Below are 23575 nucleotides of genomic sequence, written 5' to 3'. Positions count from 1 at the left end.
TTTCGTGTAGCAAGCAATCTCTTTGATCGAATACTTGCCCGAAGCACAACCTCAAGGTCGGCCCCGAAGAGCATGAGAAAGCGCAAGATGCCGCGGAGAGGGTCATCCCGAGAGGACCGGTGGCGGCTTGTTCGAAACACTCAAGATAGCTGATGAGAAAGAGGAAAGTCGCAAATGTTGAGCAAGAAGCACGCAAAGGACTCTGACAAGGATGGGCAGTCCGAGCCCACCGCAGCCGTCAGCGCCGACGTCAAGAGCCCAGGCACCGGCGGGATGCTGAATTTCGTCAACAACATAAAGATCTCGACCCGGGTCTTCACGGGTTTCGGCGTGATCTTGCTGCTGCTGAGCATTCTGAGCGGCATGTCGATTTACTCGCTCGACGCGACCAACGACTCCTTCACCGAATACCGGACCCTCGCCCGCCAAGCCAATGCCATCGGCCGGGTGCAGGCGAACCTGCTGATGACCCGCATGAACGTGAAGGATTTCGTTATCACGAAGTCCGACGCGGACAAGCAGGCCGTCATCGACTTCGCCGCCAAAACGGAAGCGATGATCGATGAAGCCCTGGAACTGGTCGAAGATCCCGACCGGCGCGCCCTGCTGGAGGGCATGAAGGCCCAAATTCAGGAATACACCGCCAGTTTCGGGAACGTCGTCGCCCTGAACGACAAGCGGAACCAGATCGTTCAGGATTCTCTGGACAAGGTCGGGCCGCAGGCCGAAGGGGACCTGACGGCGATCATGGAGAGCGCCTACAACGACGGCGATGCCCAGGCCGCCTTCACGGCCGGCATGGTCCTGCGCAATCTCCTGCTGGCACGCCTCTACGCCACGAAATTCCTGGTCGACAACCAGGAATCCTCATATCAGCGGACAACCGAGGAACTCGCCCGCCTGGCCGAGCTTTCCGGCGACCTGCTGGCCAGCCTGCAGAATCCGCACCGCCGGCAGCTTGCCCAAAGCGTGATCGCGGAGGTCGACACCTACCGCAAGTCCCTCGGCGAGGTGTATCAGGCCATCAACCAGCGCAACGCCGTCATCAGCGACCGGCTCGATCAGATCGGCCCGTCCGTCGCCGAGGCGATCGAGGGCTACAAGCTCTCGGTCAAAGACCGTCAGGACACGATCGGGCCCCGCGCTTCCGCCGCGATCGAGGCAGCCGAGACGTTCGACACCATCCTTTCCGTGGTCAGTATCGTTCTCGGCATCGCCTTTGCCTGGCTGATCGGCATGAGCGTCTCCCGCCCGATCAACCGCATGACCTCCATCATGGTGGAACTGGCCAAGGGCAACAAGACCATCGACATCCCGTCCCAGCACCAGAAGGATGAAATCGGCGCCATGGCCAAGGCCGTCCAGGTCTTCAAGGAGAACGCGCTGGAGGTCGACCGCATGGCCGCCGAACGCGCGGAGCAGGAAAAGAAGGCCGCGGAGGAGAAGCGTCAGTCGATGATGAAACTCGCCGACGACTTCGAAGCCTCGGTGAAAGTGGTCGTCGGTTCGGTCTCCACCGCTTCCGGGGAGATCAAGTCCTCCGCGCAGGACCTGTCCAATGCGGCCGAAGAGGCCACCGGAAGGTCGACGGCGGTTGCCGCCGCGGCCGAGCAGGCCAGCGCCAGCGTTCAGACGGTGGCCGCCTCTTCCGAGGAGATGGCCAGCTCGATCAACGAGATCGCCCGCCAGGTCACCGAGTCGACGCGAAGCACCAGCGACGCCAAGACGGAGGCCGAACAGACCGATTCGGTGGTTCGGGAACTGGCGAGCGCCGCGCAGAAGATCGGCGAGGTGGTCACGCTGATCTCGGACATCGCCGAGCAGACCAACCTGCTGGCGCTCAACGCCACCATCGAGGCGGCCCGCGCCGGAGAAGCCGGCAAGGGCTTCGCGGTCGTGGCGTCAGAGGTCAAGAACCTGGCCCAGCAGACGGCCAGGGCGACCGGCGACATCGCACAGCAGATCGACGGTATCCAGTCGACCACCGGCTCCGCGGTGCAGGCCATCAGCCGCATCAAGGAGACCATCGTCAAGGTCGACGAGATCGCCGGGTCGATTTCCGCGGCCATCGAGGAGCAGACCGCAGCCGTGGCCGAGATCACCTCCAGCACACAGCAGGCGGCGGCCGGCACCCAGGAAGTCTCCACGAACATCACAGATGTTCACAGAGGGGCGGAGCAGACCGGTATTGCCGCACGCCAGGCCCTGGAGGCGGCCACCGGCCTGTCGCAGCAGTCGGTGGAACTGAACCACAAGGTGGAGGAGTTCCTCGCCCGCATCCGCGCTGCCTAGAGCAGATCAGGGCCGGTGGATCGCCGACGGCGATCCACCGGCCCTGGCGACAAGCCACCCTGAGAGCGGAGGGGCAGCCAGCGATCATCGCCGGCTGCCCCTTCCGGTCTTACGGCCTTACGAGAACTTGGCGGTTATCCCGCCATCGACCACCAACTCCGCCGCCGTGACGTACTTGGCCTCGTCGGAGGCGAGGAACAGGGCGGCGTAGGCGACGTCCCAGGCATCGCCCATTCTTCCCATCGGGCATTGAGCGTCGCGCCTGCGGATCATTTCCTCGACATCGCCCTGCGCATAGGCCTCCTTCAGGGGCTCCACGATCATCGGTGTGTTCATAAGGCCCGGCAGCACCGCGTTGGCGCGTATGCCCTGCCCGGCATACTGCATCGCGATGGATCGCGTGAAAGGCACCACTGCGCCTTTGCTCGTCGAGTAGGAAATATAGGGTACCCCAGTGTCGCGGATGCCGGCGATGGAACCGATGTTCACGATCGCGCCGCCGCCTTGCCGCAGCATCACCGGGATGACGTGTTTGCAGGCCAGGAACATGGACTTGAGATTCACGTCGAGGACCCGGTCCCAACTCTCCTCACTGGTCTCCACCGGCCCGCCGACCTCCAGGATGCCGACATTGTTGTCCAATACGTCGATTCGCCCGAAAACCTCCAGGCAGCGCGCCACCATTGCCTCGGCATCGCCGGCATCGGCGCCATCGGCGCGGCAGGCCTCCGCGGCGCCCCCCTCCCCGCGGATGATCTCCGCGGTTTCCTCCGCCGCTGCCGCGTTAATGTCGACGCAGAAAACCTTGGCGCCTTCCCGCGCGAAGAGCACCGCCGCCGCCTTGCCGTTGCCCCAGCCAGGCCCGGAGGAGCCCGCGCCGACGATCACGGCCACTTTTCCCTCGAGACGTCCCACCATGACTTCTCCTTTCGCCGCCTGGCCCCCTCCTCCTTCATAAGAGAAGACGGCGCCTCTTAGAAGCCGGGATCGGGAAGGCAGGCGCCCGGAGACGGCCGGGAGGCTGCGGGAGGGTTGCCCCGCGGACCGCACCCAGGGGTGGATGAGGCTGCGGTCCGCGGGACGAATGACGGGCTGGGTGAAGGGGTGGGAGAGCCCTGGTCAACCCGTCATCTTTACATCACGCCCAGGCGCCCCCGGATAGGGGAACAGCGAGAGCGGCACAGGCAGCGGCAGCGGCCATCCCTGCCCCGCCAAGCGGGACCGATAGCGGCAGAGCCGCCTGTCCTCCCGTATGTCGCGGCTGCCTCGCCACCGGTTCAAACAAACTTCGCCCGGCGGACTCATCACGGCCCCAGGGAAACGCTGTGGCTGTAGGCGCTGTCGATCATCACCCGCGATATCTCGCCATAAGCCTTGGTCCAGGCCGCTTCGGCCGCCGGCGTGTAGTCGTCCTCCAAGATATCGGCCAGCATCCGCGTCAGGGCCTTGCCCAGCGACGGGTAATGCTCCGGGCGCACGCCGTAGGCCACATGGCGCAGGGCCAGGTCCTCCAGAACCGGCCGCAGCCCCTCGAAGTTCTGAAGCTCGGCAACGATGAGCCCCAGCTTGCTGATGAACTGGGCCCCCTGCAGTTCCATGTCGTTGAGAAAAAGCGCGCGCGTCTGCGGCGCGATCTCGAAGAGATGGGTGTAGAATCGGTCCGCCGCTTCCTGGCTTCTGTCCGCCACCTTGCGGAAACCGCCCTGCACCAGCTCCCTTTCCGCACTGCTCATGGCCATCGGCGGCGTGTCTCCGGGGTTGCAACCGCTGCTGCGCCGTGACCAGCGGTCACTCGCCACAGCGTCGTGAAAGGGATACAGAGACAAGCTGCGGACTTGAACCCGCGAAACCGCACAAGGAAAATGCAGCTTCGCATGTTCCCCGGAGGCCAGGAATGGACTGGGATAACCTGAAAGTCGCACTTGCCATCAGCCGCATGGGCTCGCTCACCCAGGCGGCCCAATCCCTGGGGATCGACCAGTCCACCGCGGGGCGGCGGCTCTCGGCCCTGGAAGCGGACCTGGGGGTCATCCTCTTCGTCCGCTCCAAGACCGGATTCGCCCTCACCGACGCCGGCGAAGCGGCCATCGCCCGGGCCTTGGAGGTGGAGCGCAGCATCGACCGCCTGAAGGACGCCGTGACCCCGGACGAGGAAGGCCCGGTCGGCATCGTGCGCCTGCTGGGCAACGCTTGGACCCTGGACCGCCTGGCGCGGAGCGTCATGGCGCCTTTCCTGGCGGCCAACCCGCGCCTCGACCTGCGCATCATGACCCTCACCCCGCGCGCCCAGACCCGCGGCGAGGCCACGCTGTCGCTGTGGTTCGAGGTCGAGCCCAAGGAGAGCGAGTTCGCCATCAAGCTGGGCGAGGTGCCCTATGCGGTCTACTGCGCGCGCGGCAAAGACCCGGACGAACTGGGCTGGGTGGCCTTCCATGACGAGGACGCCATGCGGCCCTCCATCGCCCGGGCCCACAAGAAGCTGCGCAGCCGCGGCGAAAAGGTCCGCGTGACCTCGACCGACGCCGGCATCATGCTCTCCGCGGTGCGCGAGGGCATCGGCAAGAGCCTGCTGCCCATGTGCCTGGCCGCCGACGACGAGCGGCTGGTCCGCGTCCAGGAGGGCGCGCCGGACTTCGTGCGCAGCCTGCACCTCCACGCCCACCCCGATACGGTGGAATCGCAGCGCATCCAGGCCACCATCCGCTGGCTGCGCGAGAACTTCAAGGCCGCCTTCCAGCCCCCCGCGTGAGACCTTACCCGGCCGCCCGACCGGACATGCCCCTCGCCCGCCCTTGCCTCCGGAGGCCGCCATGGGGCACAAGAAGGGCCTGCCCGTTCGATGGCTCAAGCCCGCTTGATGGAATTGGTAGATATACGAGACTTAAAATTTAATTGAAAATCAGTATGTTAGCGGATATTTCCCGCGTGTGGATAGGAAGAGGAGGTTTTCGAGAAACTCCAATCCGCTTAAGGAATTGATCTTCACGCGGATCAACGATCGCGATGTTGCAGAATGTTGCGGCAACATCCGCAACCACCTATAGGTTGAAGCCATTGCTTCGCGGGCGTGGCGAAATTGGTAAACGCAGCAGACTTAAAATTTGCCGGCCACTAGGCCTTGCGGGTTCAAGTCCCGCCGCCCGCACCACATTGCTGGAACGTCCAAATGGCCGATAAGCCTGAAGAGCAGGACGACTTTGACAATAGTAAATGGTCGTTCGACCTAAAGAAACTTCACGCCCACCTGGACGGTGACACCGAAGCCGATGTCATTATCAAAGGCCATTTGTATGTCGAGCACGTGCTCATCGAAACTCTACGAGAAGCCTTGGCAAGACCAGCGTTGCTCAATATCGAGCGTCTAAACTTTCCGGCAAAAGCAGAACTCTGTGCCGCAATGAATTTGATTCCCGAAGATGCGCTGCGGCCCGTGAAGTATGTGAACGCGATGCGAAACAAGATCGCCCACGACCTCGAGTTCGCAGTCGGCACAAAAGAGAAGCTAGAGTTCTTCAAACTGTTTCCCAAAATGGGCCAAGAGTTGATTAGGGAAGACAAAAAGCCAGGCCAGAGCAAAGACCCAGGAAGCATCAACTTGGGTCACTACTTTATGGTCCTGGCAATTATCATGGACTGCTTCCGCCTAAGATACATCGAGCAAAAGAAGAAGCGCGAAGAGGCGTACGAAAACGCGAAGCGCGTGTTGGACTTGTTCAAGGAGGATTCAGAAGGAGAATCAAGTGACGAAGAAACCCGTTGAGTCACTCCTACTCGTGTGAATTGTGGAACCCCACAAATCCATGCGAGCAATTGATTTCACCATTGCTCCATAAACAACTGATTCTAATAAGATTTCGACGAGACTTAAAATCTCGGGGCCGCAAGGCCGTGCCGGTTCGAGTCCGGCAGCGGGCACCATCGACAGCCATAAGCCAGGCCCCTTCCCGCGCAAGGCGCAACTTCGCGGCCCCAAGGAATAAATCCGGCGGTTTCGTGTTACTCTTGTAGGCGGTTTTGTAGCAAAGGAACAAAGATGAAGAAGATTGCTGCGGTAAGCGTCCTCCTAAGCTCCTTACTTCTGCTCGGCGGCTGCGCCTATGCGGTCGGCGGCGCTCTGGGCGCCGGCGGCACGGCCACCGGCTACGAAGTTCACCTCGACAACGAGCGTGACCGGGTCGAGAAGCTGTACAAGGACGGCAAGATCGACAAGCGGGAGTACGAAATCCGGCTCGACCAGATCCGCCGCGACTCCGCCATTCAGTAGGCCGCCTGGTCTCCCCACAACCCGCGACCCCGCGGCCCGGCCGGAACGTCCGGCGGCCGCCCCTTTGCCCTAAGGCTTGGCCATGAACAGCGCCGCGTGCGCGGTGATCAGGCAGGCCAGCAGGCTGCCCCCCATAACCGGCAGGTAGACGATGGCGTGCCAGGGGTCGCTGAAGTCGATGACGAAGAACAGCGCCGCGACCCCGACGGCGGCCAGGGCGACCTGCAGCCAGACCGTCCCGAAGCCCGGTGTCAGCGCCGCCGCCAGCCAGCCGTAGGCGGCCACCGTCGCCGCCAGCAGCACGGCGATGGCGCCGTAGGTCGCGTAGTAGCCCGCGTGGTAGACTGGGCCGGGGATCAGCCAGAACAGCGCGCCGGCCAGCAGGTGCAGAGGCACGATCGCATAGCCGGCGTAGCTGGGCAGGGTCATCCCGCTGGGTCCTTTCCTCTTTCCCCTGGCGGCAGCGCGGCCGTCACTCGGGCGCGCGGGGCTGGAGACGCCGCGGCGGGACCGGCTGCGGCTGCGGCGCCTGCGGCAGGACCCGCAGTTGCCTGGGCGCAGCCGCCCCGGCCCCCGGCTGGCGCGGCTCGACGGTCAGGCCGCCCGGCGCCGGCTGCACCGCAGGGTTCACCGCCGGCGCGCTGCATCCGAAAACGAAGGGTTGTTGCGGCACCGAGGCGATGACCCTGCCGTGCCGGTCGGTCAGCTTCAGGCCGAACTGGCGCGACAGCGTCAGCGGCAGATTGGCATGGCCCGGTGCCGGGACAGAGTTCCAATGGAGCGGTGCATCCGCGCCCTGGAACACCTTCTGGCCCGGCGTGATGCTGAAGTCGTACCTCTGCGAGAAGAAGGCGGTGCCGAAGAACATCATCTCGCCGCTGGCGTTGCCGCGGCCTTCCAGCACGGCGATCAGCTTCACCGTCTCGGGACAGATGCGGCCGTGCACCATCACCTTGCCCTGCGGCACCACCTTCAGCGTGGCATAGACCAACCGGTCCGTGGCCAGGCTCTGCGGCCCGCCTTCCGTGCAGTCCATGGTGTATTCGGCCCACTCCGAACGGAAGTTGTGGCTGACTCCGACCATGCGCACGAAACCGGTTTCGGCCCATTCGGTGTTCTGGATGTCGTACCAGTGGCTGAAGGTCGCGGTCCTCGACTCGCCGGTATTCACCGTCCACACCTGGCTCTGCTTGCCCTGCTGGTTCTTGTAGCGGAACTTCACCGTCGCGTTCTTCTGGTCGGTGGTGATCCAGCCGTCCAGGCGGATCTTGCAGACCCCGGTGACGCCGTACTGCTCGTAAATCGACAGACCCTTGTTCACGACCTTCGACGGCGGCGCGGCCAGGGTGGTGCTGGCCTGCGGGATCGCCGCGCCGGGCCACTTCTTGCACACGACCTCGACCTTCTTCTGGCTATCCCAAGGGACAGCAGCGACGAACACGCCGTTGCTTCCCGGACCGCTGTTGTTGACGTCGAGGCTGCTCACCACGCCCAGCACCAGCTTGCGGTCCTGGCCGAAGATCGCGGAGTTCGGAAGCCCCTGGGCGCGCAGGCGGCCCGCCAGCTCATTGCACTGCGTCCTCACGAAAGCCCCCCAGGCGTATTCCGGCAGCTCCAGCCGCTCGGTGCGATTGACGCTGTTCGGCCGGTCGTACCAGGGATAGGACTTGGATTTGCCGAAACTCTGGAACCACATCCGCACGCCGTCTTCGCGGGCCAGGCCCAGAAAGGCAGTCCAGGACTTCACCCCGCCGGCGAAACCGGTATCGATCTCCAGATGCACATCGGCCGCCAGCTTGGCGAGCGGATTGGTGCTGTGGTAGCTGCTGCCGTTGCTCTCGACCTCAAGGCGCGGGGAAGCAAGATGCGTCACTTCCGAGCTGTAGCTGTCGGCCCGGGCCGGGCCGCTCAACGCCAGCACGGCGGCCAGGCCGGCCAGAAGCGCAGCAGGAACGGGAGAAAGCGGGGAAAGGGTCCTATTCGGCATCATTCTCATGGTCTCTGGTCCTGGGTAAAGCGGTCCTAGGCGTCTTCTCTCCCGTAGGTCGTATGGATCGGCCGCGAGGTTCAACCGAGCCCGCGGCCACTTGACCAAAATGTTGGGGAGCGGCATTGGCCGCTCCCCCTCGTTCAGCCGGGCGTTTCCGCCGCCCGCCATACACCCCTTAGTTCAAGGCGCCGGGCACGATCACCACCGTAGCCTTGGGTTTGGCCGGCGCCGCCTTTTCCTGTTTGGCGCCGATCAGCGGGATACGGAAATCGGAGGTCTCGCAGGCCGCCGGTCCCTTGCCGACCGGGCAGACCCGAAGCTGCCAGCTACGCCCGCCGCTCAGGGCCGCCAGCGGGAAGCTGGCGTTCATGCCCTTCATCTGCTTGGGCAACTGCGCCGAGCTGACCTGCGTCACCTTGCCGCCCGACTTGCGGAAGAAGGACAGCTTGTAGGTCGCCGTCGGCTTGCCGCCGGTCAGGCGGATCTCGCCCTTCCGCACCGTGCCCTTGGGGGCCATGATGGCAAGCGGCAGGGCCTGCGGCTGGACCAGCACGCCCGTCGCGGCCTGCTGCGAAGCCTGGCCCGGCTTCTGGCCGCCCGTCAGGCCGCCGGCGCCGGCGATGCCCGTCGTCGAGATCTTCTGACAGGCGAAGCTCTCCGTCTTCTTCACCGTCTTCACCACGTAGTTATGCTCGTTGGCGAACTTCAGGGTGAAATCCAGCGTCTGCTCTGTCTGCGTCGCCGCATTCCAAGAGAGCTCATGCTCGGCGTCGTAGTTGTGGCCCCAGTTGGCCTCCAACTCGACGTCGTGCTCCTTGATGAAGGTCTCGCCGACATAGAGCACGGCCGTACCGCTCAGCGGCTGGTCGTCGCTCATGACGTTGCCGTGCAGGCGCACCTTCGCCGGGCAGACCCAGCCGGGCAGCTTCTTCTGGCCCAGGGTCGACAGCGACAGGGTCACCGACTTCGGCAGGTTGTCGTTGCTGGCGATGCCGCCGGGCGCGTTGTCGAACTGGGCATTCACCTCCGGCTTCTTGCACTCGAAGTTCTGTGCGGCCTCCAGCTGGTCGACGAGGTCGCCGACCGCATTGGTGACGTTCATGCGATAGGACACGTTCTGCTGGCCGGTCTGATTGCCCTCCCAGGACAGCGTGTGCTCGCCCTGGATGACGATCTGCTTACCGTCTTCGGCCTGGTACTGTTTCAGCACCTTCAGCTGGTTGCCGGCAAAGATCGCGACGCCGCCCGATACCTCGCCGCGGCCTTCAAGGATGCCCCAGATCTTTACCGTGGTCGGACAGATGCGGCCCCGGTACATGACCGTGTCGGCGGTGGCGATCCCTTCCAGGTGCGTCGCCTTGGGCGGCAGCAGGCTGACCTTGTCACCGGGGTTCTTGGTGCAGTCGGTCTCGTAGTTCGACCAGTTCGAGAAGAAGGCGTGGCTCTGTCCGACCATGCGGATCTTGCCGCTCTTTTGGCCGTTTCCGGCAGGATAATCGTGCTTGAAGGCGACCTCGCCGTCGCCGCCGGTGACCACTGTCTTGACGTCGCTCTTCTTGCCCTTGTCGTCGACATAGACGAACTTCACCTGGGTATTCGGAAGATCCGAGACGAGAGAACCCGAGAGCTCCAGATCGCAGGTGCCCTGGGCAACGATCTTCGTCACTGGTTTGACGTTCAGGTAGGCGCCGGTGATCGCCTGCGCCACGGGCTCGAGCGACTCCGAGGCCTGGCAGATGACATTGAGCTTCTTGAAGCTTTCGAAAGCCTCCACCTCGGCGGGCAAATCGTTCGACGCTCCCGTGGTGTTGTAGTTGATCCCCGCGCCGATCGCGACCTGGACCCAGCGGTCGGAGCCGAGGATCTCACTCTTGCTCATCCCCTGCTCCTGCAGCCGCTGGGCATGCGTGTTGCAGGCGACGACTGCAGTGCTGCCATAGTCTGCCCGGGGAATCGTGAAGTCGAACTCCTCGGTGACCTTCTTGGGCCGCGGGGAGTTGTAGGTCTTGTCGGCGCCGCTGGTCTTGAAGTTCCCCCAAACGGCGACATAGCCGGACTGCTGCTTCGAGATACCGAGGCGCGGCCAGGCGCTCCAGAACTCGACCCGGCCCGACCAACCGGCATCGACCATCAGCGCGATCGTCCCGTGGAGCGAGCTGCCCGACACGGCATCGGTATACTCGTTCCCGTTGGACTCGACGACGACGGTCGGGCTGTTGACCGACTTGACCTCGACGTCCCAGGTATCCGCCTGCGCCGGCCCAGCCGTGCAGACGGCGCCCAGGGCGCCGGCGAGAAGAACGCCCAATGTGAGTGCGAAGGAATGATTTTTTCGGCGGCAGCGGGCTGCGCACGGAATGTCACCAGACATGGCTCGGTTCCTGTTCTCTTGAGAATGAAGAGTCCCGGCCGCAGAGCCGGAGCGTCAGGCTCTAGTCGAGGAACGCGCCACCAAGGTTCAATGCGGCTGGGTCAATAGGTCATGGAATTACCGCCAAAGCCCGCCGCCTTGAAGCCGCGAAAGCGCACAAGGAGAATGCAGCTTTGCCGCATTGCTCACTCAAGCCCTTGAAAGATAATAAAAAATGAGAAGCAGGCCGCGCGGGCCGTACCTCCTCGGGGCGCCTTGGCTACCCCCTAAGGATGACGGGCGGCCGAGTCGCCGCCTGCGGCCGCCCGTCAGCGGAACCGCACGGAGGAAACGCGTGCCGCCCCACAGCGCACCGGCACCGCTTGGCGCCGGTGACATCCTTATGGTCGTGATCGCCCAACTCAGGGTTCAAAGAGAAACCGCCGCAGCCGCCTGCCGCAGCGCCGCTCGGCGCTGCGTTCATTCCTCCGGCAAGGGCATGGCGTCGTCGTCGCCGGGCACCGGCGCAAAGCGCCCTTCGCGCCAGTCCGCCTTGGCCGCTTCGATGAGGTCCAGGTCCGAAGCGACGAAGTTCCACCAGATGTGGCGCTTTCCCTCCAACGGCGCACCGCCCAGCAGCATGAGCCGGCTGGCGGGCCCGGCTGTGAGCGACGCAGCGGCCCCTTCTTTCAGAACCAGCAGGCGGCCCGGCGCGTATTCGCGGCCGCCCAGGCTGACACCGCCGCTGACCACGTAGACCGCACGCTCGTCATGGTCCTGCGGCAGGTCCAGCCGCGCCCCGGCTTCCAACTCAGCGTGCAGATAAAAGAGATCGGAAAAGGCCGGAGCCGGCGAAGTCTGGCCATAGGCGCGCCCGGCAAGGAGGCGCAGCCGGCTGCCCTCCCTTTCGATGAGCGGCAAGTCCTCCAACGGATGATGGGAAAAGCCCGGCGCGCCCTGTTCCTCGGCCAACGGCAGGGCGATCCAGGACTGCATGCCGTGCAGCTTCGCCTCCCTGGCCCTTTCGATCTCGCCGCTGCGCTCGGAATGGACGATACCGCGCCCAGCAGTCATGAGGTTCACCGCGCCAGGGCGGATCGCCTGCAGGCTGCCCAGGCTATCGCGGTGCAGGATCTCGCCCTCGAAAAGGTAGGTGACGGTGGCCAGGCCGATGTGCGGATGGGGACGCACGTCGATGCCCTCGCCCACCGGCAGCACCTCGGGACCGAATTCGTCGAGGAAGATAAAGGGCCCCACCATGCGGCGCTTGGCGAAAGGCAGGATGCGCTTCACGCCGAAGCCGCCGAGATCGCGCTTGCGCGGTTCGATCACCAGTTCGACGGGATCAGACTCGCTCATCGGGCTCTCCATGCGTTGTCTGCAACGAGCTCAGCGCGCGGTCTTCAGCCGCCAAGCCTCCCTGAGGGCGAAAACCGCCGGCAGCGCCGCCAGGGCGATCAGCAGCCAGCCGGTCCACAGAGCGCCCAGCCGGCGCTCGATGATCGCGGTGGCGTAGAACTCGTCGATCACCGGCTGACCCCAGCTCTCGTAGAACAGGGCCGCCACGCCCCAAACCACCAGACAGCCCGCGCCGGCGGCCAGCGCGGCCAAGCGGATGAGGGAGCGCGCCAAGTCGGCGCTACCCATGGCCAGGGCATAGACCATCAGGGCCGTGAAGAACAGCAAAGGCAGCAGCTCGATGGGGACGAGGCCCTGGCTCACGCCAGCGGTCCCGCCGCCCGGCCCGGACGCTGCTCAGGCGGACTGCCGGCCCGGCGGCGCATTTTCAGGTCCTTCCTCCCAGACACCCTCGACGCCGAGCCCCAGAAGCATGGCATCCAGCGCCGCGGCGGCCTGGGCCAGTTCGCCCTCCTCGGTGGAGCGCAGCACCAGGCGCGTGCCGAAAACACCCTCGCGGTTGAAGGGATAGCTGCCGATCTCGACGCCGGGATGGCCGTCCTGCACCGCGGCCAGGCCCGCGGCGACGAAGCTCTCGCCCATCTCCACTTTCACCGTGCGCGAACGCAGCGGCTTGCCGCCCACCAGGCTGTGCTTCAGGCTCTCGAACATGGCCTGCATGACGGCGGGGATGCCGGCCATGACGAAGACGTTCTCCACACGAAAGCCGGGCGCCTTGCTCACCGGGTTCTCGATCAGCGTTGCGCCCTCCGGCGTGCGCGCCATGCGCAGCCGCGCCTCGGTCAGCTCTCCCGCCGGATAGTGCGCCGCCAGAATCGCGCGGGCCCGGGGATTGACGGTGAGCGGCAGACCGAAGGCCTTGGCCACGCAGTCGGCGGTGATGTCGTCGTGCGTGGGGCCGATGCCCCCGGTGGTGAAGACGTAGTCGAAGCCGCGACGCACCTCGTTCAGGGTGTCGACGATCACCGCTTCGACATCGGGGATGACCCGCACCTCCGTTAGGCGGATGCCGAGATCGTTCAGACCCTGGCCGATGTAGGCGAGGTTCTTGTCTTGGGTGCGGCCGGAGAGAATCTCGTTGCCGATGATGAGCAGGCAGGCCGTCACCGCCCTCCCCCGCCTGGCTTCCCCCGGTCCAGCGGTCGGGGACATGCCCCTCAGAACTCCAGGCGCGGCAGCACGGTATCGGCCCGCGCGTAACCCTTGGATTCCATGCAGGAGGACATCAGCGACGTGCGCCGGTTGCGCAGGTCGTACTCGTCGACCCGCTTCTGCAGCGGCGCATAGCGCGACTCGTTCGACAGGGTATCGATGCCCGCGTTGCGGTCGTTGAGGTACTGAGCGTCACGGCGCGTCTGGCCCTGGGCATAGCGGTAGCAGTCCTCGACGTCGGCGCGGTAAGCCTCCTCGTCCTTGGGCGACTGCACGGCCCAGGTGGTGCCGTCGGGGCCCTCGATGACCACCGGTTCGCCGCCCGCCGGGGTCTTGCTCGCCGTCTCGGGCAGCCGCTCGTTCGGCGCCGGCTGAACTCCGGGGCTGGAAGGCTGATCCGGATCGGGCGGCGGCAGCGCCGTGCCGGTCTGCGCCGCCGGGCTTGCGGTTTCGCCGGAACTGTCGGGCTCCGCCGCGCAGGCAGCCAGCAGCAGGGCCGCCGCGGCAACGGCAGAGAACGTCTTCAAACAGGAGGGCACGAACATATGGCAATTCCTTGGGCGAGCGGGCGTCGCGGAGCGCTGGGAACAAGGTTAATGCATTGCAGAGTGGCGTTCCCCGCGTCAAGTTGCAAGCCTATGGCGACTCCGCTGCCGGCGCCGCCGCCGCTTCGAGACTTAGAATTAGCCCTCTTCCATGCAGTTTCCAGATCCCCTGATCCCCGGCCGCCTGCTGCGGCGCTACAAACGTTTTCTCGCCGATATCGCCCTGGGCGACGGCAGCGAGGTGGTCGCCCACTGCGCCAACCCCGGCTCCATGATGGGCCTGGCCGAGCCGGGTTCCCCGGTCTGGCTGTCCCCCTCGCGCAATCCGGCGCGCAAGCTGAAGTACTCCTGGGAGCTGGTGGAGGTACCCGGCGAAAAGGAAGGCGCCCTGGTGGGCATCAACACCGGCCGCGCCAACGCCCTGGTCGCCGAGGGCCTGGAGGCCGGCAAGGTGCCGGAGCTCGCCGGCTACGCCCAGCGCCGCGCCGAGGTGCGCTACGGCACCAAGAGCCGCGTCGATTTCCTGCTGGAGGACCCCGGCCGCCCCGCCTGCTACGTCGAGGTCAAGAGCGTCACCCTGAAGCGGCGGCCGGGCCTGGCCGAGTTCCCCGACGCGGTCACGGCCCGCGGCACCAAGCACCTGGGCGAGCTGGCTGAAATGGTGCGCCAGGGCCAGCGGGCGGTGCTGTTCTTCCTGGTCCAGCGCGGCGACTGCGACCGGGTGGCCCCGGCCAGGGACATCGACCCGACCTATGGCGAGGCCCTGGACCGGGCCCTGTCCGCTGGGGTTGAAATCCTATCCTATCAATGCAACCTGTCCCCGGCAGGCATCGCATTGGACGGACGCCTGCCGCTGGCGGTATAAGCAGGCAGTCTCGCGACGACGGTGGCGGAGATCCGGCGCCGGGCCGGCTGGAAATCCGGGCTGAAATGACTAAGTAGTACGGCAGTAAAGGCAAAGGGCCGAGCCAATGAAGCAAGGTTACAGTGCAGAGCGCGTCAGTCCCTCGGAGGGCGGCTACGTCATCCATGACGAAGCCGGCTTCGAAGGCATGCGCCGCGCCGGGCGGCTGGCGGCCGAAACCCTGGACATGATCACCCCGGAAGTGAAGCCGGGCGTCACCACGGAGCACCTGAACCGACTGTGCCATGACTTCATCCTGGCGGCCGGCGCCATCCCGGCGCCGCTGAACTACCGCGGCTTCCCGAAGTCGGTCTGCACCTCGGTCAACCATGTCGTCTGCCACGGCATCCCCAGCGAGGACAAGCGCCTGGAGAACGGCGACATCATCAACATCGACGTCACCGTCATCGTCGACGGCTGGCACGGCGATACCAGCCGCATGTTCTTCGTCGGCGAACCCAAGATCAAGGCGCGCCGCCTGGTCGAGGTGACCTACGAATCGATGATGCGCGGCATCGAGGTGGTGAAGCCCGGCGCCACCCTGGGCGACATCGGCCATGCCATCCAGTCCTTCGCCGAGAAGCAGCGCTTCTCCGTGGTCACCGACTTCTGCGGCCACGGCCTGGGCCAGGTCTTCCACGATGCGCCCAGCGTGCTGCACTACGGGCGCGCGGGCACCGGCGTGCCGCTGCGCGAGGGCATGTTCTTCACCATCGAGCCGATGATCAACGCCGGCCGCCCCGAGGTGAAGATCCTGCAGGATGGCTGGACCGCGGTAACCCGCGACATGAAGCTCTCGGCCCAGTTCGAGCATTCGATCGGCGTCACCGCCACGGGCTACGAGATCTTCACCCTCTCTCCCACCGGCTGGCACCAGCCGCCCTACGGCTAAACAGCCTGCCGCCGGATCCGCCGAAGGGACGATACCCCTCCGGTCAGCCGGCCAGGAAATCCGCCGCGATGCGCTTGTCCCGCAGCGGGCGCACCACCTCTATGGATTTCTCGTAGAGGGGATGGGCCTTGTAGGCGGAAAGCTGCGCTTCGTCCTCGAATTCGCCATAGACAATGAAATCCGGCCCGCCCGGGCTGAGGCGGTCGGTGCCGAAGTTGCGGCCGATTTCGAGGTGGCGTCTGTCGGGAATATCCAGCAGCAGGCTCAGCCCTTCGTAGATCGTTTCACGGTCTTGCGGATTCTTGGCCGTGAAGAAAACGATGTGACGAATCATAGCTTTGCGCCTGCCGGGAATCCGATTTCAGCGGTATCGGCCGGCAGTCTCGCAAGCAGCCGCGGCAAGGTCAAACGACTCTCCTTCTCCAGCCTTCGCTTTTCCCTCGCCCGCCGGGAGAGAGGGGGCGGCGCAGCCTGCTGCGCAAAGCAGCCTCACGCCGGCGCCGCCCCCTCACCCCGCTGCGTCTAGGCGCGCTTGCCTCGCCAAGACCCGGCGGCCCTCTCCTGTTTCGGGGAGAAGGTCTGGCTCCTCACACCACCTCGACTCGCAGCAGCGAGCGGACGTGCTGGATCTGGTTGAGGATGGTCACCTGCGGCGAGCCGGCAAACAGCAGACCGACGGCGAAGTTGTTGCGGTCGGCCACCAGAGAACCGGAGTCGCCGCCCGACGACATCGGCGTGGTGAGGATCTGGTCGCGGAAGCGGGCGACCTTGCCGCCGCCGTAGTTCACGTCGACGGTGGCGTTCACCGCGGTGATGCGCCCCGTCGTGTAGTTGGTGGTGCGTCCGGTTTTTTGCAGCACCGTGCCCACCTGCACCTGCGCGCGGGGGCGCCAGCCGCGCAGATGGCCGACCCAGTGAATCTCCCGCTTCAGGTCGTGGAACTGGCCTTCGGCCACCGCCGCGTCGATCAGGTTGCGGTGCAGGGGCCGCGGTACCGGCGGATCGAAGGTGATGGGAATGAAGCGGCTGAGCGCCGCGATGCGGTCGGTCGGGTCGACGCCGCCGTCGAAGGGGCCCGGCTGCAGGATGGCATCTCCCGGGGTGGCGTTGTTGGAGTTGGCCAGTACGTGGTTGTTGGACAGGATGTAGTAGTGCTGCGGCATGCCCACCGGGTTGCCGGGCGTGCCCACCATGTCGTAGACGCAAGTGCCGATGGTGCCGGCCGTGATATTGCGGTGGCCGACGCTGTAACCGCCCGAGGCCGGGCGCGCGCGCCGGGCGAGCAGCTCGATGCCGACCTCGATGGGCTCGGCCTGGCCGGCGAAGGGTTCGCCGATGGCCAGCACGTCGGTCTGCATCTCGCCGATCTTCTTCGGGATCATGTCGTTCGGGCCCAGTTCCTCCTTGTCGACTTTCTGGGAGACCAGCGCCAGCAGTGCCGGCTTGCCGGTCGGCTCGCCGTTGCTCCACTTCACGCCATAGCCCATGCCGACCACGTTGGCGGGGGCCGTGTCGGGCTTGAGGAACTCTTCGACCTTGGAGGCACTGGCTTTCTGGACCTTCTGAGCTTCCTCAGGGTCCAGCATCATCTTCTGTACATCCATCATGATCGTTTCTCCCGAATGGGCACGGCCGTGGTGCCCCGGCGCTCCCGCGGGGTCCCGCGCAGGGCGGGACCGCGGTGGAGCCGGACCCTACTGCGCCGTGATTTCGCCGATTTCCTCGACGTCGAGCGGGCAGCCGTCCAGTTCCTTCGGCAGGACCTGATCGCGCTGCAGTTCGGATTCCGGAACCTTCTTCGTGACCATGACCTTGATCACCGGCCGGCCCGCACGCTCCCCGACCGCAACGGCATTGACGTTGGGGTAGGCCAGCAAGGCGTCTTCGTGTTTTCTCAGCACGGCTTCGATATCCACGAGCATCTCCTCCGCTGTCTCGGCCGGGCCCAACCCGCGCCCGGTCGTTGTGGCAGGCTATCATGGCCGGTGAACGGCCGCAGTGAAGGCTCCGCCTCCGGCTCGACGCCAAAGGGGTGAGGCTGTTCATGGCCGCGCTACTGCGCGTCGCTTCATTGTCTTGGAAGGGGCCGCGGGGGGCGGCTCCCGCCTACCTGCTGCTCGCTACCTGCTGTTCCGTTGCGTGCGCCCGGCCGGGCCGCCGCCACACCTGGGCGGTGCTCGACAGGACATCGCCGTCCCGAGGCCTTTACACTCCGCACGCCGCGGCGGAAACCGGCGGGGCCGAGCCGTTGCGTGTGGAGCGACCGAGGAGGACGACCGACAAAACGCCTGTTGCGGTCATGAGCAGTTGAGCCGACGCTACGCCTGCGCGGAAAACCTGTCTATCGGTCGCCGGTTGAAAAGCTGGGCGAAATCGAGGTGTTTTTCCGGCGCAATGGGATAGCCGAGGCGAAAAGACCGCAGCACGGCAATTGTCCGCCGGGCCGCTCGCGCCCAATGCCGGGCACAAGGCCCGCGAGGTGTCGTGGGATCACCGGCACCATGGGTTCACAAACCGCCTTAAGAAGCAGCGGCGGCAGCGCTCAGCCGACGTCCAGCCCCCGCGCCGCGTGCTCGGCCGCGACTTCGGGCCGCAACCCCTTCTCGTGTGCAGCACGCCAGTTATAGCTGGTGGCCGTCAGCTCGTAGCCGAGGATCGCCAGTTCGCACTCAGCCCAGCTCATCCAATCGTTAAACTCGTCGGTCGGCGTGGCGGGGGCGGCGCGTACCGGAAAAGCGATCACATTGGCATCGGACATGACGAATCCCTTGATGACGTAGACCTTGACGAAGTTACCAGGGTGACTATCAACAAACCAATTATAGCGGCCGATTTGGTTAACAAATTGCTATCTCCGGGGCTGCCCGATCCTCCGGTTGAAGGTCTCTTCGTCCTGCTCTCTAATTGCGATACTGAGGATTCCGGCGACGGCGAGAGGCGGCAGGCGACAGATGAGCGAGGACGGCAGCGGCAAGCCCCACTACCACGGCCATCGCGAACGCCTGCGCGAGCGCCTGCTGACGCGCGGCGGCGACAGCCTCTCCGACTACGAGATCCTGGAGTTCCTGCTGTTCAGCGCCAAACCGCGCGGCGATACCAAACCATTGGCCAAAGCGCTGCTGGCGCGCTTCGGAACCCTGTCGAAGGTGCTGACGGCGCAGACCGAGACGCTGGCGCAGGTGCCGGGCATGGGCCGCGCCTCCATCGCCGCCCTGAGGATCGTCCCCCAGGCCGCCGAGCGCCTGGCCCGCGAAGAGGCCATGGAAGGCGACGTCATCTCCTCCTGGGACAAGCTGCTGGCCTACTGCCGGCTGAGCATGGCGCACCAGCCGGTCGAGCAGTTCCGCCTGCTGTTCCTCGACAAGCGCAACCGCCTCATCGCCGACGAGGTGCAGCAGCAGGGCACCATCGACCACACGCCGGTCTACACCCGCGAGGTGGTGAAGCGCGCGCTGGAACTGGGCGCGGCGGCCCTCATCCTGGTGCACAACCACCCCTCCGGCGAAGCCGAGCCCTCGGCCGCCGACATCGCCATGACCGAGGAGCTGGTCAGCGCCTCGCAAAAACTGGGCATCGTCATCCACGACCACCTGGTGATCGGCCGCGCCGGCCACGCCAGCTTCCGGGCGCTTGGCCTCCTATAGAGCCTAGAGCCTGCGCAGGACGTAGATTTTCGCCTTGAGGCCGATGCCCGGCAGGTGGTCGCCGTAGGCGTCGGACACGACCTCTATACGGCCCGCCTCGACCAGCACCTTGATGCGCGCCTCGTAGCTGGGGTCTTCCAGGGCGTGGTCGTTCAGGGAAAAGCCGAAGCAGCCGCCTTGCGGCAGCAGCGCCACGACCTCGTCGATCAGCGCGGCGGGCGCGTGGCCCGGGCTGAAGACCCCGACGGCCGTAATGTTCGCGTAGTCACCCGGCCTTGCGGGGATGGGCGCGTTCAGATCGCCTTTCAACAGCGTCCGGTAGACGCCCTTGGCGGCGGCGGCCTTCAGCATCTCCTGGGAGAAGTCGGTGCCGTCGATCACCGCGAAGCCGGCCTTATGAAGCGCCACGCCCGACAGCCCGGTGCCGCAGCCGAGATCCAGCAGGGGCGCGGCCTTGTCGGCGACGGCCTCCGCCATGGCCGCGGCGGTGCGGGCGGGGGAGGCATAGCGGTTCTCCTGCAGCTCCGCGTCGTAGCTTTCGGCCCAGGACTCGTAGAGCGCCCGCGTCTGGGAGGCGTCGCCCAGCTCGTAGGCTTTGTCCAGAAACTTGGTCTGCTTGGCCATCCTCGCCTCCGGCCCCCAGTCTAGGGACTCTGCCCTATTGGCGCAAAAACGGTCCCCGGACAGGCCGCCGGTGGCGTTGCCGCGGCCCCGCCCCGCGGCTATAACAGGGCCTTTCCGGCCCCCTCTAGACTCAGGAAGTTTTTCGCATGATCCCGCGCTACAGCCGCCCCGAAATGACCGCCATCTGGGAGCCGGAGAACAAGTTCCGCATCTGGTTCGAGATCGAGGCCCATGCCTGCGACGCCCAGGCGGAGTTGGGGGTCATCCCCAAGGAAGCGGCCAAGGCGGTGTGGGAGCGCGGCGCCTTCGAGGTCGACCGCATCGACGAGATCGAGCGCGAGACCAAGCACGACGTCATCGCCTTCCTGACCAACCTGGCCGAGCATGTCGGCGAGGAAGCGCGCTTCGTGCATCAAGGCATGACCTCCTCCGACGTGCTGGACACCTGCCTGGCCGTGCAGTTCACCCAGGCCAGCGACCTGCTGCTGGCCGACCTGGACCGGGTGCTGGCGGCGCTGAAGGCCCGCGCCTTCGAATTCAAGGACGCGGTCTGCTTGGGGCGCAGCCACGGCATCCATGCCGAGCCCACCACCTTCGGCGTGAAGCTGGCCGGCCACTACGCCGCCTTCGCGCGCTGCCGCGCGCGGCTGGAAGCGGCGCGCGCGGAGATCGCCACCTGCGCCATCTCCGGCGCCGTCGGCACCTTCGCCAACATCGATCCCTTCGTCGAGGAATACGTCGCCGGCAAGCTGGGCCTGACGCCGGAGCCGGTCTCGACCCAGGTCATCCCGCGCGACCGCCACGCTGCCTTCTTCGCCGCGCTGGGCATCGTCGCCTCCTCCATCGAGAATCTGGCCACCGAGATCCGCCACCTGCAGCGCACCGAGGTGCGCGAGGCCGAGGAATACTTCGCGCCGGGGCAGAAGGGCTCCTCGGCCATGCCGCACAAGCGCAACCCGGTGCTGACCGAGAACCTGACGGGGCTGGCCCGCGTGGTGCGCGCCGCCGTGGTGCCGGCGCTGGAGAACGTGACCCTGTGGCACGAGCGCGACATCTCCCATTCCTCGGTGGAGCGCATGTTCGGCCCCGACGCCACGGTGACCCTGGACTTCGCCCTCAACCGCCTGGCGGGCGTCATCGAGAAGCTGCTGGTCTATCCGGAGAACATGCAGAAGAACCTCGACCAGCTCGGCGGCCTGGTGCATTCGCAGCGCGTCCTGCTGGCGCTGACCCAGGCCGGCATCAGCCGCGAGGACGCCTACCGCCTGGTCCAGCGCAACGCCATGAAGGTCTGGGGCAACGAAGGCGACTTCCTGGAGCTGCTGAAGGCCGACCCGGAGATCGCCGGCAAGATCGCCGAGGACAAGCTCGCCGCCTGCTTCGATCCGAGCTACCACACCAAGCACGTGGACACGATCTTCGCCCGCGTCTTCGGCAAGGACGCGGCGGCCCAGGCGGCGGAGTAACGCTCCGAACGAAGGAGCACCCCTCCGGTTTCAAGGGAGACGCAGCATGGACCGCTTCACCGGCGGCTGCCTCTGCGGCAAGGTCCGCATCGTTGCGACGGGACAGCCCTACCGGGTCGGCCTTTGTCACTGCCTCGACTGCCGCAAGCATCACGGCGCGCTCTTTCACGCCTCCGCGGTCTTCCCCCAGGATGCGGTGACGATCGAGGGCGAAACCCGCGACTACGCCGGGCGTTTCTTCTGTCCCAACTGCGGCTCCACAGTTTTCGGACGCAGCGCCGACGAGATCGAAGTGAACCTGGGGTCCCTGGACGCGCCCGACCAACTGCAGCCGACCTACGAACTCTGGACCCTCCGCCGCGAGTCCTGGCTGCCGCCCTTTCCGCTGAAGAAGAGATTCGAGCGCGATCGCGACGCCACCGGCCGCGTTGAGGAGTAGCGGCACCCGCTCCCGAGCCGCAGAGAGGCCAACAGAAAAGGGCCGCCCCCAAGGGACGGCCCTATCTCGTTTCAGCGCTCGGCCGTGATGCCGGGCAGCCTATTCGCTCATGATCTGCTGCTTGGCCTCGGTCAGCAGCTCCTCCATGCGGTGACGCAGGCGGTGCTCGCTGAAATCGACGCCCTTGGCCTCGATGTCGGCCATGACCTTGCGCACGACGTCATCGATGCCCGGCTCGTCCAGGTCGGAAGCGACGACGTCCTTGGCGTAGCTTTCCACCGCCTCGCCTTCCAGCCCGAAGAGCTCCCGCGCGACCCACTGGCCCAGCAGCTTGTTGCGCCGGACCTCGGTGCGGAACTGCAGGTCCTGGTCGTGCTTGTACTTGTCCTCGAAAGCCTTTTCGCGTTCGTTGAATGTCGACATCGGTCGATAGGTCTCCTGAGGTGGCCCTTTCGTGGCCCCGGGAAGGCCTCCCGGGGAACGGCGTAGCCGACCCTTCACATAGCGGTTATGCTCGGCTGCCTGCGGCAGTAGCGGTTCAACAAGGGGGTTATAGCGTCCTTCGCGGCTGCGATAAACCTCTCCCTTGGGGATTTCTGCGGGTTTCCCCGCTTCCAAGCGGCCATCCACCTTCCTCTGAGCGATCTTCCCTCAAGATATGTGTACCCTCGTTATCCTGCGCCGCCCCCGGCACCCCTGGCCCCTGGTGCTGGCGGCCAACCGCGACGAAATGATCGACCGGCCCTGGGCGGCGCCCGGCCGGCACTGGCCGGACCGCCCGGAAGTCGTCGCCGGGCTGGACCGCACCGCCGGCGGCTCCTGGCTGGGCCTCAACGACCACGGGGTGGTGGCCGCCATCCTCAACCGGCGCTCCTCCCTGGGGCCCGCGCCCGGCAAGCGCAGCCGCGGCGAGCTGGTGCTGGAGGCCCTCGACCACGCCGACGCCGTCCAGGCCGCCGAGGCCCTGGCCGAGCTGAACCCCGCCGCCTACCGCAGCTTCAACATGGTGGTCGCCGACAACCGCGACGCCTACTGGCTGCGCAACCTGGGCACGCCGGAGGCCAAGGTCATCGAGGTGCGCCCCTTGCCCGAGGGCCTCTCCATGCTCACCGCCGACGACCTCAACGACCGCGCGAGCCCGCGCATCGCCCAACACCTGCCGGCCTTCCAGGCCGCCGCCGCCCCCGACCCGGACGCGCCCGGCGCGCCGGGCGGCGACTGGGCCGCCTGGCAGGAAATCCTGGCCCGCGGCGCCGTCAATTCCGAGACCGCCATGACCGTCGAACGGGGCGGATTCCAGACCGTCTCTTCCTCGCTGCTGGCGCTCCCGGCGGCGGCGCAGGCGCCCGGCGCGTGCCCGGCCGCACCGCTTTGGCTCTTCGCACCCGGGCGCCCCGACCGCAACGCCTACACGCCTCTTGAAGGCCTCGCGCCGTCTCTGAAAGAATTATAAAAATACATAAATATCAATAAGTTATATTGATACTCGTTGTGCCGGCAGGCGTCATTGTTTTGCCCCCCTTCTCCTGCTATATGACGTAGTCCCAAAGACTTCGGGGGCCGCAATCCGCCCAAAGCCACAGGGAAACGAACG

25 protein-coding genes and 1 tRNA gene are annotated in these 23575 nt (G+C 65.8%); 11 read left to right on the top strand and 15 right to left on the bottom strand.

Annotation, left to right across the window (positions count from 1 at the left end; all coding sequences use genetic code 11):
- Positions 1–174: 174 nt before the first annotated feature.
- The gene (locus tag AAFN88_RS10275) at positions 175–2292 is read left to right on the top strand and encodes a methyl-accepting chemotaxis protein (RefSeq protein ID WP_347520206.1); all 2118 of its coding nucleotides are present in this window, start codon (positions 175–177) and stop codon (positions 2290–2292) included.
- 117 nt (positions 2293–2409) lie between these two features.
- Here the strand turns inward: AAFN88_RS10275 and AAFN88_RS10270 are convergent, their stop codons facing one another.
- Positions 2410–3210, bottom strand: a complete 801-nt coding sequence (locus AAFN88_RS10270) for a glucose 1-dehydrogenase (protein ID WP_347520205.1) — start codon at positions 3208–3210, stop codon at positions 2410–2412.
- Positions 3211–3596: 386 nt separating this feature from the next.
- A complete protein-coding gene (locus AAFN88_RS10265; protein WP_347520204.1) occupies positions 3597–4031 on the bottom strand; it encodes a globin domain-containing protein in 435 nt (144 codons plus the stop codon).
- 155 nt (positions 4032–4186) lie between these two features.
- On the opposite strand from AAFN88_RS10265, the gene AAFN88_RS10260 reads away from it, so the two are divergent.
- The 4 genes from AAFN88_RS10260 to AAFN88_RS10245 all read left to right on the top strand — a co-directional run bounded on the left by AAFN88_RS10260 (position 4187) and on the right by AAFN88_RS10245 (position 6556).
- Complete coding sequence (locus tag AAFN88_RS10260; protein ID WP_347520203.1) at positions 4187–5041, top strand: LysR family transcriptional regulator; 855 nt, start codon at positions 4187–4189, stop codon at positions 5039–5041.
- Positions 5042–5353: 312 nt separating this feature from the next.
- Positions 5354–5440: transfer RNA gene (locus tag AAFN88_RS10255), tRNA-Leu, on the top strand.
- 18 nt (positions 5441–5458) lie between these two features.
- The gene (locus AAFN88_RS10250; RefSeq protein WP_347520202.1) at positions 5459–6052 is read left to right on the top strand and encodes a hypothetical protein; all 594 of its coding nucleotides are present in this window, start codon (positions 5459–5461) and stop codon (positions 6050–6052) included.
- 273 nt (positions 6053–6325) lie between these two features.
- Positions 6326–6556 carry a hypothetical protein gene (locus tag AAFN88_RS10245; RefSeq protein ID WP_347520201.1) on the top strand — a complete coding sequence of 77 codons (231 nt, stop codon included), beginning with the start codon at positions 6326–6328 and terminating at the stop codon, positions 6554–6556.
- Positions 6557–6625: 69 nt separating this feature from the next.
- Here AAFN88_RS10245 and AAFN88_RS10240 read toward each other — a convergent pair whose 3' ends face one another.
- The 7 genes from AAFN88_RS10240 to AAFN88_RS10210 form a co-directional block, all read right to left on the bottom strand.
- Positions 6626–6985, bottom strand: coding sequence for a hypothetical protein (locus AAFN88_RS10240; protein WP_347520200.1), 360 nt, complete (start codon positions 6983–6985; stop codon positions 6626–6628).
- Positions 6986–7028: 43 nt separating this feature from the next.
- Positions 7029–8546, bottom strand: a complete 1518-nt coding sequence (locus tag AAFN88_RS10235) for a hypothetical protein (RefSeq protein WP_347520198.1) — start codon at positions 8544–8546, stop codon at positions 7029–7031.
- Between the two features lie 175 nt (positions 8547–8721).
- Entirely contained in the window at positions 8722–10854 is a 2133-nt protein-coding gene (locus AAFN88_RS10230) for a hypothetical protein (RefSeq protein ID WP_347520197.1), read from the bottom strand.
- Between the two features lie 522 nt (positions 10855–11376).
- Positions 11377–12255, bottom strand: coding sequence for a pirin family protein (locus tag AAFN88_RS10225; protein ID WP_347520196.1), 879 nt, complete (start codon positions 12253–12255; stop codon positions 11377–11379).
- 30 nt (positions 12256–12285) lie between these two features.
- On the bottom strand, positions 12286–12618 hold the full coding sequence (locus tag AAFN88_RS10220; RefSeq protein ID WP_347520195.1) for a hypothetical protein: 333 nt from the start codon (positions 12616–12618) through the stop codon (positions 12286–12288).
- Positions 12619–12651: 33 nt separating this feature from the next.
- Complete coding sequence (locus AAFN88_RS10215) at positions 12652–13467, bottom strand: molybdopterin-binding protein (protein ID WP_347520194.1); 816 nt, start codon at positions 13465–13467, stop codon at positions 12652–12654.
- Between the two features lie 5 nt (positions 13468–13472).
- Positions 13473–14012: a hypothetical protein gene (locus AAFN88_RS10210; RefSeq protein ID WP_347520193.1), complete on the bottom strand. Its 540-nt coding sequence runs from the start codon at positions 14010–14012 to the stop codon at positions 13473–13475.
- Positions 14013–14163: 151 nt separating this feature from the next.
- On the opposite strand from AAFN88_RS10210, the gene sfsA reads away from it, so the two are divergent.
- Positions 14164–14877: a DNA/RNA nuclease SfsA gene (gene sfsA, locus AAFN88_RS10205; protein ID WP_347520192.1), complete on the top strand. Its 714-nt coding sequence runs from the start codon at positions 14164–14166 to the stop codon at positions 14875–14877.
- A 106-nt stretch (positions 14878–14983) separates the two neighbouring features.
- Positions 14984–15808 (top strand): type I methionyl aminopeptidase, encoded by an 825-nt coding sequence (map, locus tag AAFN88_RS10200; protein WP_347520191.1) that lies wholly within the window; start codon positions 14984–14986, stop codon positions 15806–15808.
- A 43-nt stretch (positions 15809–15851) separates the two neighbouring features.
- Here the strand turns inward: map and AAFN88_RS10195 are convergent, their stop codons facing one another.
- From AAFN88_RS10195 to AAFN88_RS10180, 4 genes are all read right to left on the bottom strand, one after another.
- Positions 15852–16142, bottom strand: a complete 291-nt coding sequence (locus tag AAFN88_RS10195; RefSeq protein WP_347520190.1) for a Dabb family protein — start codon at positions 16140–16142, stop codon at positions 15852–15854.
- A 253-nt stretch (positions 16143–16395) separates the two neighbouring features.
- On the bottom strand, positions 16396–17415 hold the full coding sequence (locus tag AAFN88_RS10190; protein WP_347520189.1) for a hypothetical protein: 1020 nt from the start codon (positions 17413–17415) through the stop codon (positions 16396–16398).
- Positions 17416–17502: 87 nt separating this feature from the next.
- Positions 17503–17724 carry a hypothetical protein gene (locus AAFN88_RS10185; protein WP_347520188.1) on the bottom strand — a complete coding sequence of 74 codons (222 nt, stop codon included), beginning with the start codon at positions 17722–17724 and terminating at the stop codon, positions 17503–17505.
- 626 nt (positions 17725–18350) lie between these two features.
- The gene (locus AAFN88_RS10180) at positions 18351–18566 is read right to left on the bottom strand and encodes a hypothetical protein (RefSeq protein ID WP_347520187.1); all 216 of its coding nucleotides are present in this window, start codon (positions 18564–18566) and stop codon (positions 18351–18353) included.
- A gap of 193 nt (positions 18567–18759) precedes the next feature.
- Between AAFN88_RS10180 and radC the strand changes: the two genes are divergently transcribed.
- Positions 18760–19452, top strand: a complete 693-nt coding sequence (radC, locus tag AAFN88_RS10175) for a DNA repair protein RadC (RefSeq protein WP_347520186.1) — start codon at positions 18760–18762, stop codon at positions 19450–19452.
- A 3-nt stretch (positions 19453–19455) separates the two neighbouring features.
- Here the strand turns inward: radC and AAFN88_RS10170 are convergent, their stop codons facing one another.
- Complete coding sequence (locus tag AAFN88_RS10170) at positions 19456–20076, bottom strand: methyltransferase domain-containing protein (RefSeq protein ID WP_347520185.1); 621 nt, start codon at positions 20074–20076, stop codon at positions 19456–19458.
- 146 nt (positions 20077–20222) lie between these two features.
- Here AAFN88_RS10170 and purB point away from each other — a divergent pair, with 146 nt between their 5' ends.
- Positions 20223–21542: an adenylosuccinate lyase gene (gene purB / locus AAFN88_RS10165; protein ID WP_347520183.1), complete on the top strand. Its 1320-nt coding sequence runs from the start codon at positions 20223–20225 to the stop codon at positions 21540–21542.
- Between the two features lie 46 nt (positions 21543–21588).
- On the top strand, positions 21589–21981 hold the full coding sequence (locus tag AAFN88_RS10160; RefSeq protein ID WP_347520182.1) for a GFA family protein: 393 nt from the start codon (positions 21589–21591) through the stop codon (positions 21979–21981).
- Between the two features lie 99 nt (positions 21982–22080).
- On the opposite strand, the gene AAFN88_RS10155 is transcribed toward AAFN88_RS10160, so the two are convergent.
- On the bottom strand, positions 22081–22404 hold the full coding sequence (locus AAFN88_RS10155) for a DUF1476 domain-containing protein (RefSeq protein ID WP_347520181.1): 324 nt from the start codon (positions 22402–22404) through the stop codon (positions 22081–22083).
- A 235-nt stretch (positions 22405–22639) separates the two neighbouring features.
- Between AAFN88_RS10155 and AAFN88_RS10150 the strand changes: the two genes are divergently transcribed.
- On the top strand, positions 22640–23434 hold the full coding sequence (locus tag AAFN88_RS10150; RefSeq protein ID WP_347520180.1) for an NRDE family protein: 795 nt from the start codon (positions 22640–22642) through the stop codon (positions 23432–23434).
- Positions 23435–23575 lie beyond the last annotated feature (141 nt).

The organism is Pelagibius sp. CAU 1746 (assembly GCF_039839785.1).
In the GTDB taxonomy this organism is placed as follows: Bacteria; Pseudomonadota; Alphaproteobacteria; order Kiloniellales; family Kiloniellaceae; genus Pelagibius.
Note: the sequence above shows the minus strand (reverse complement) of the source record. Positions and strands in the feature narration are given on the sequence as shown.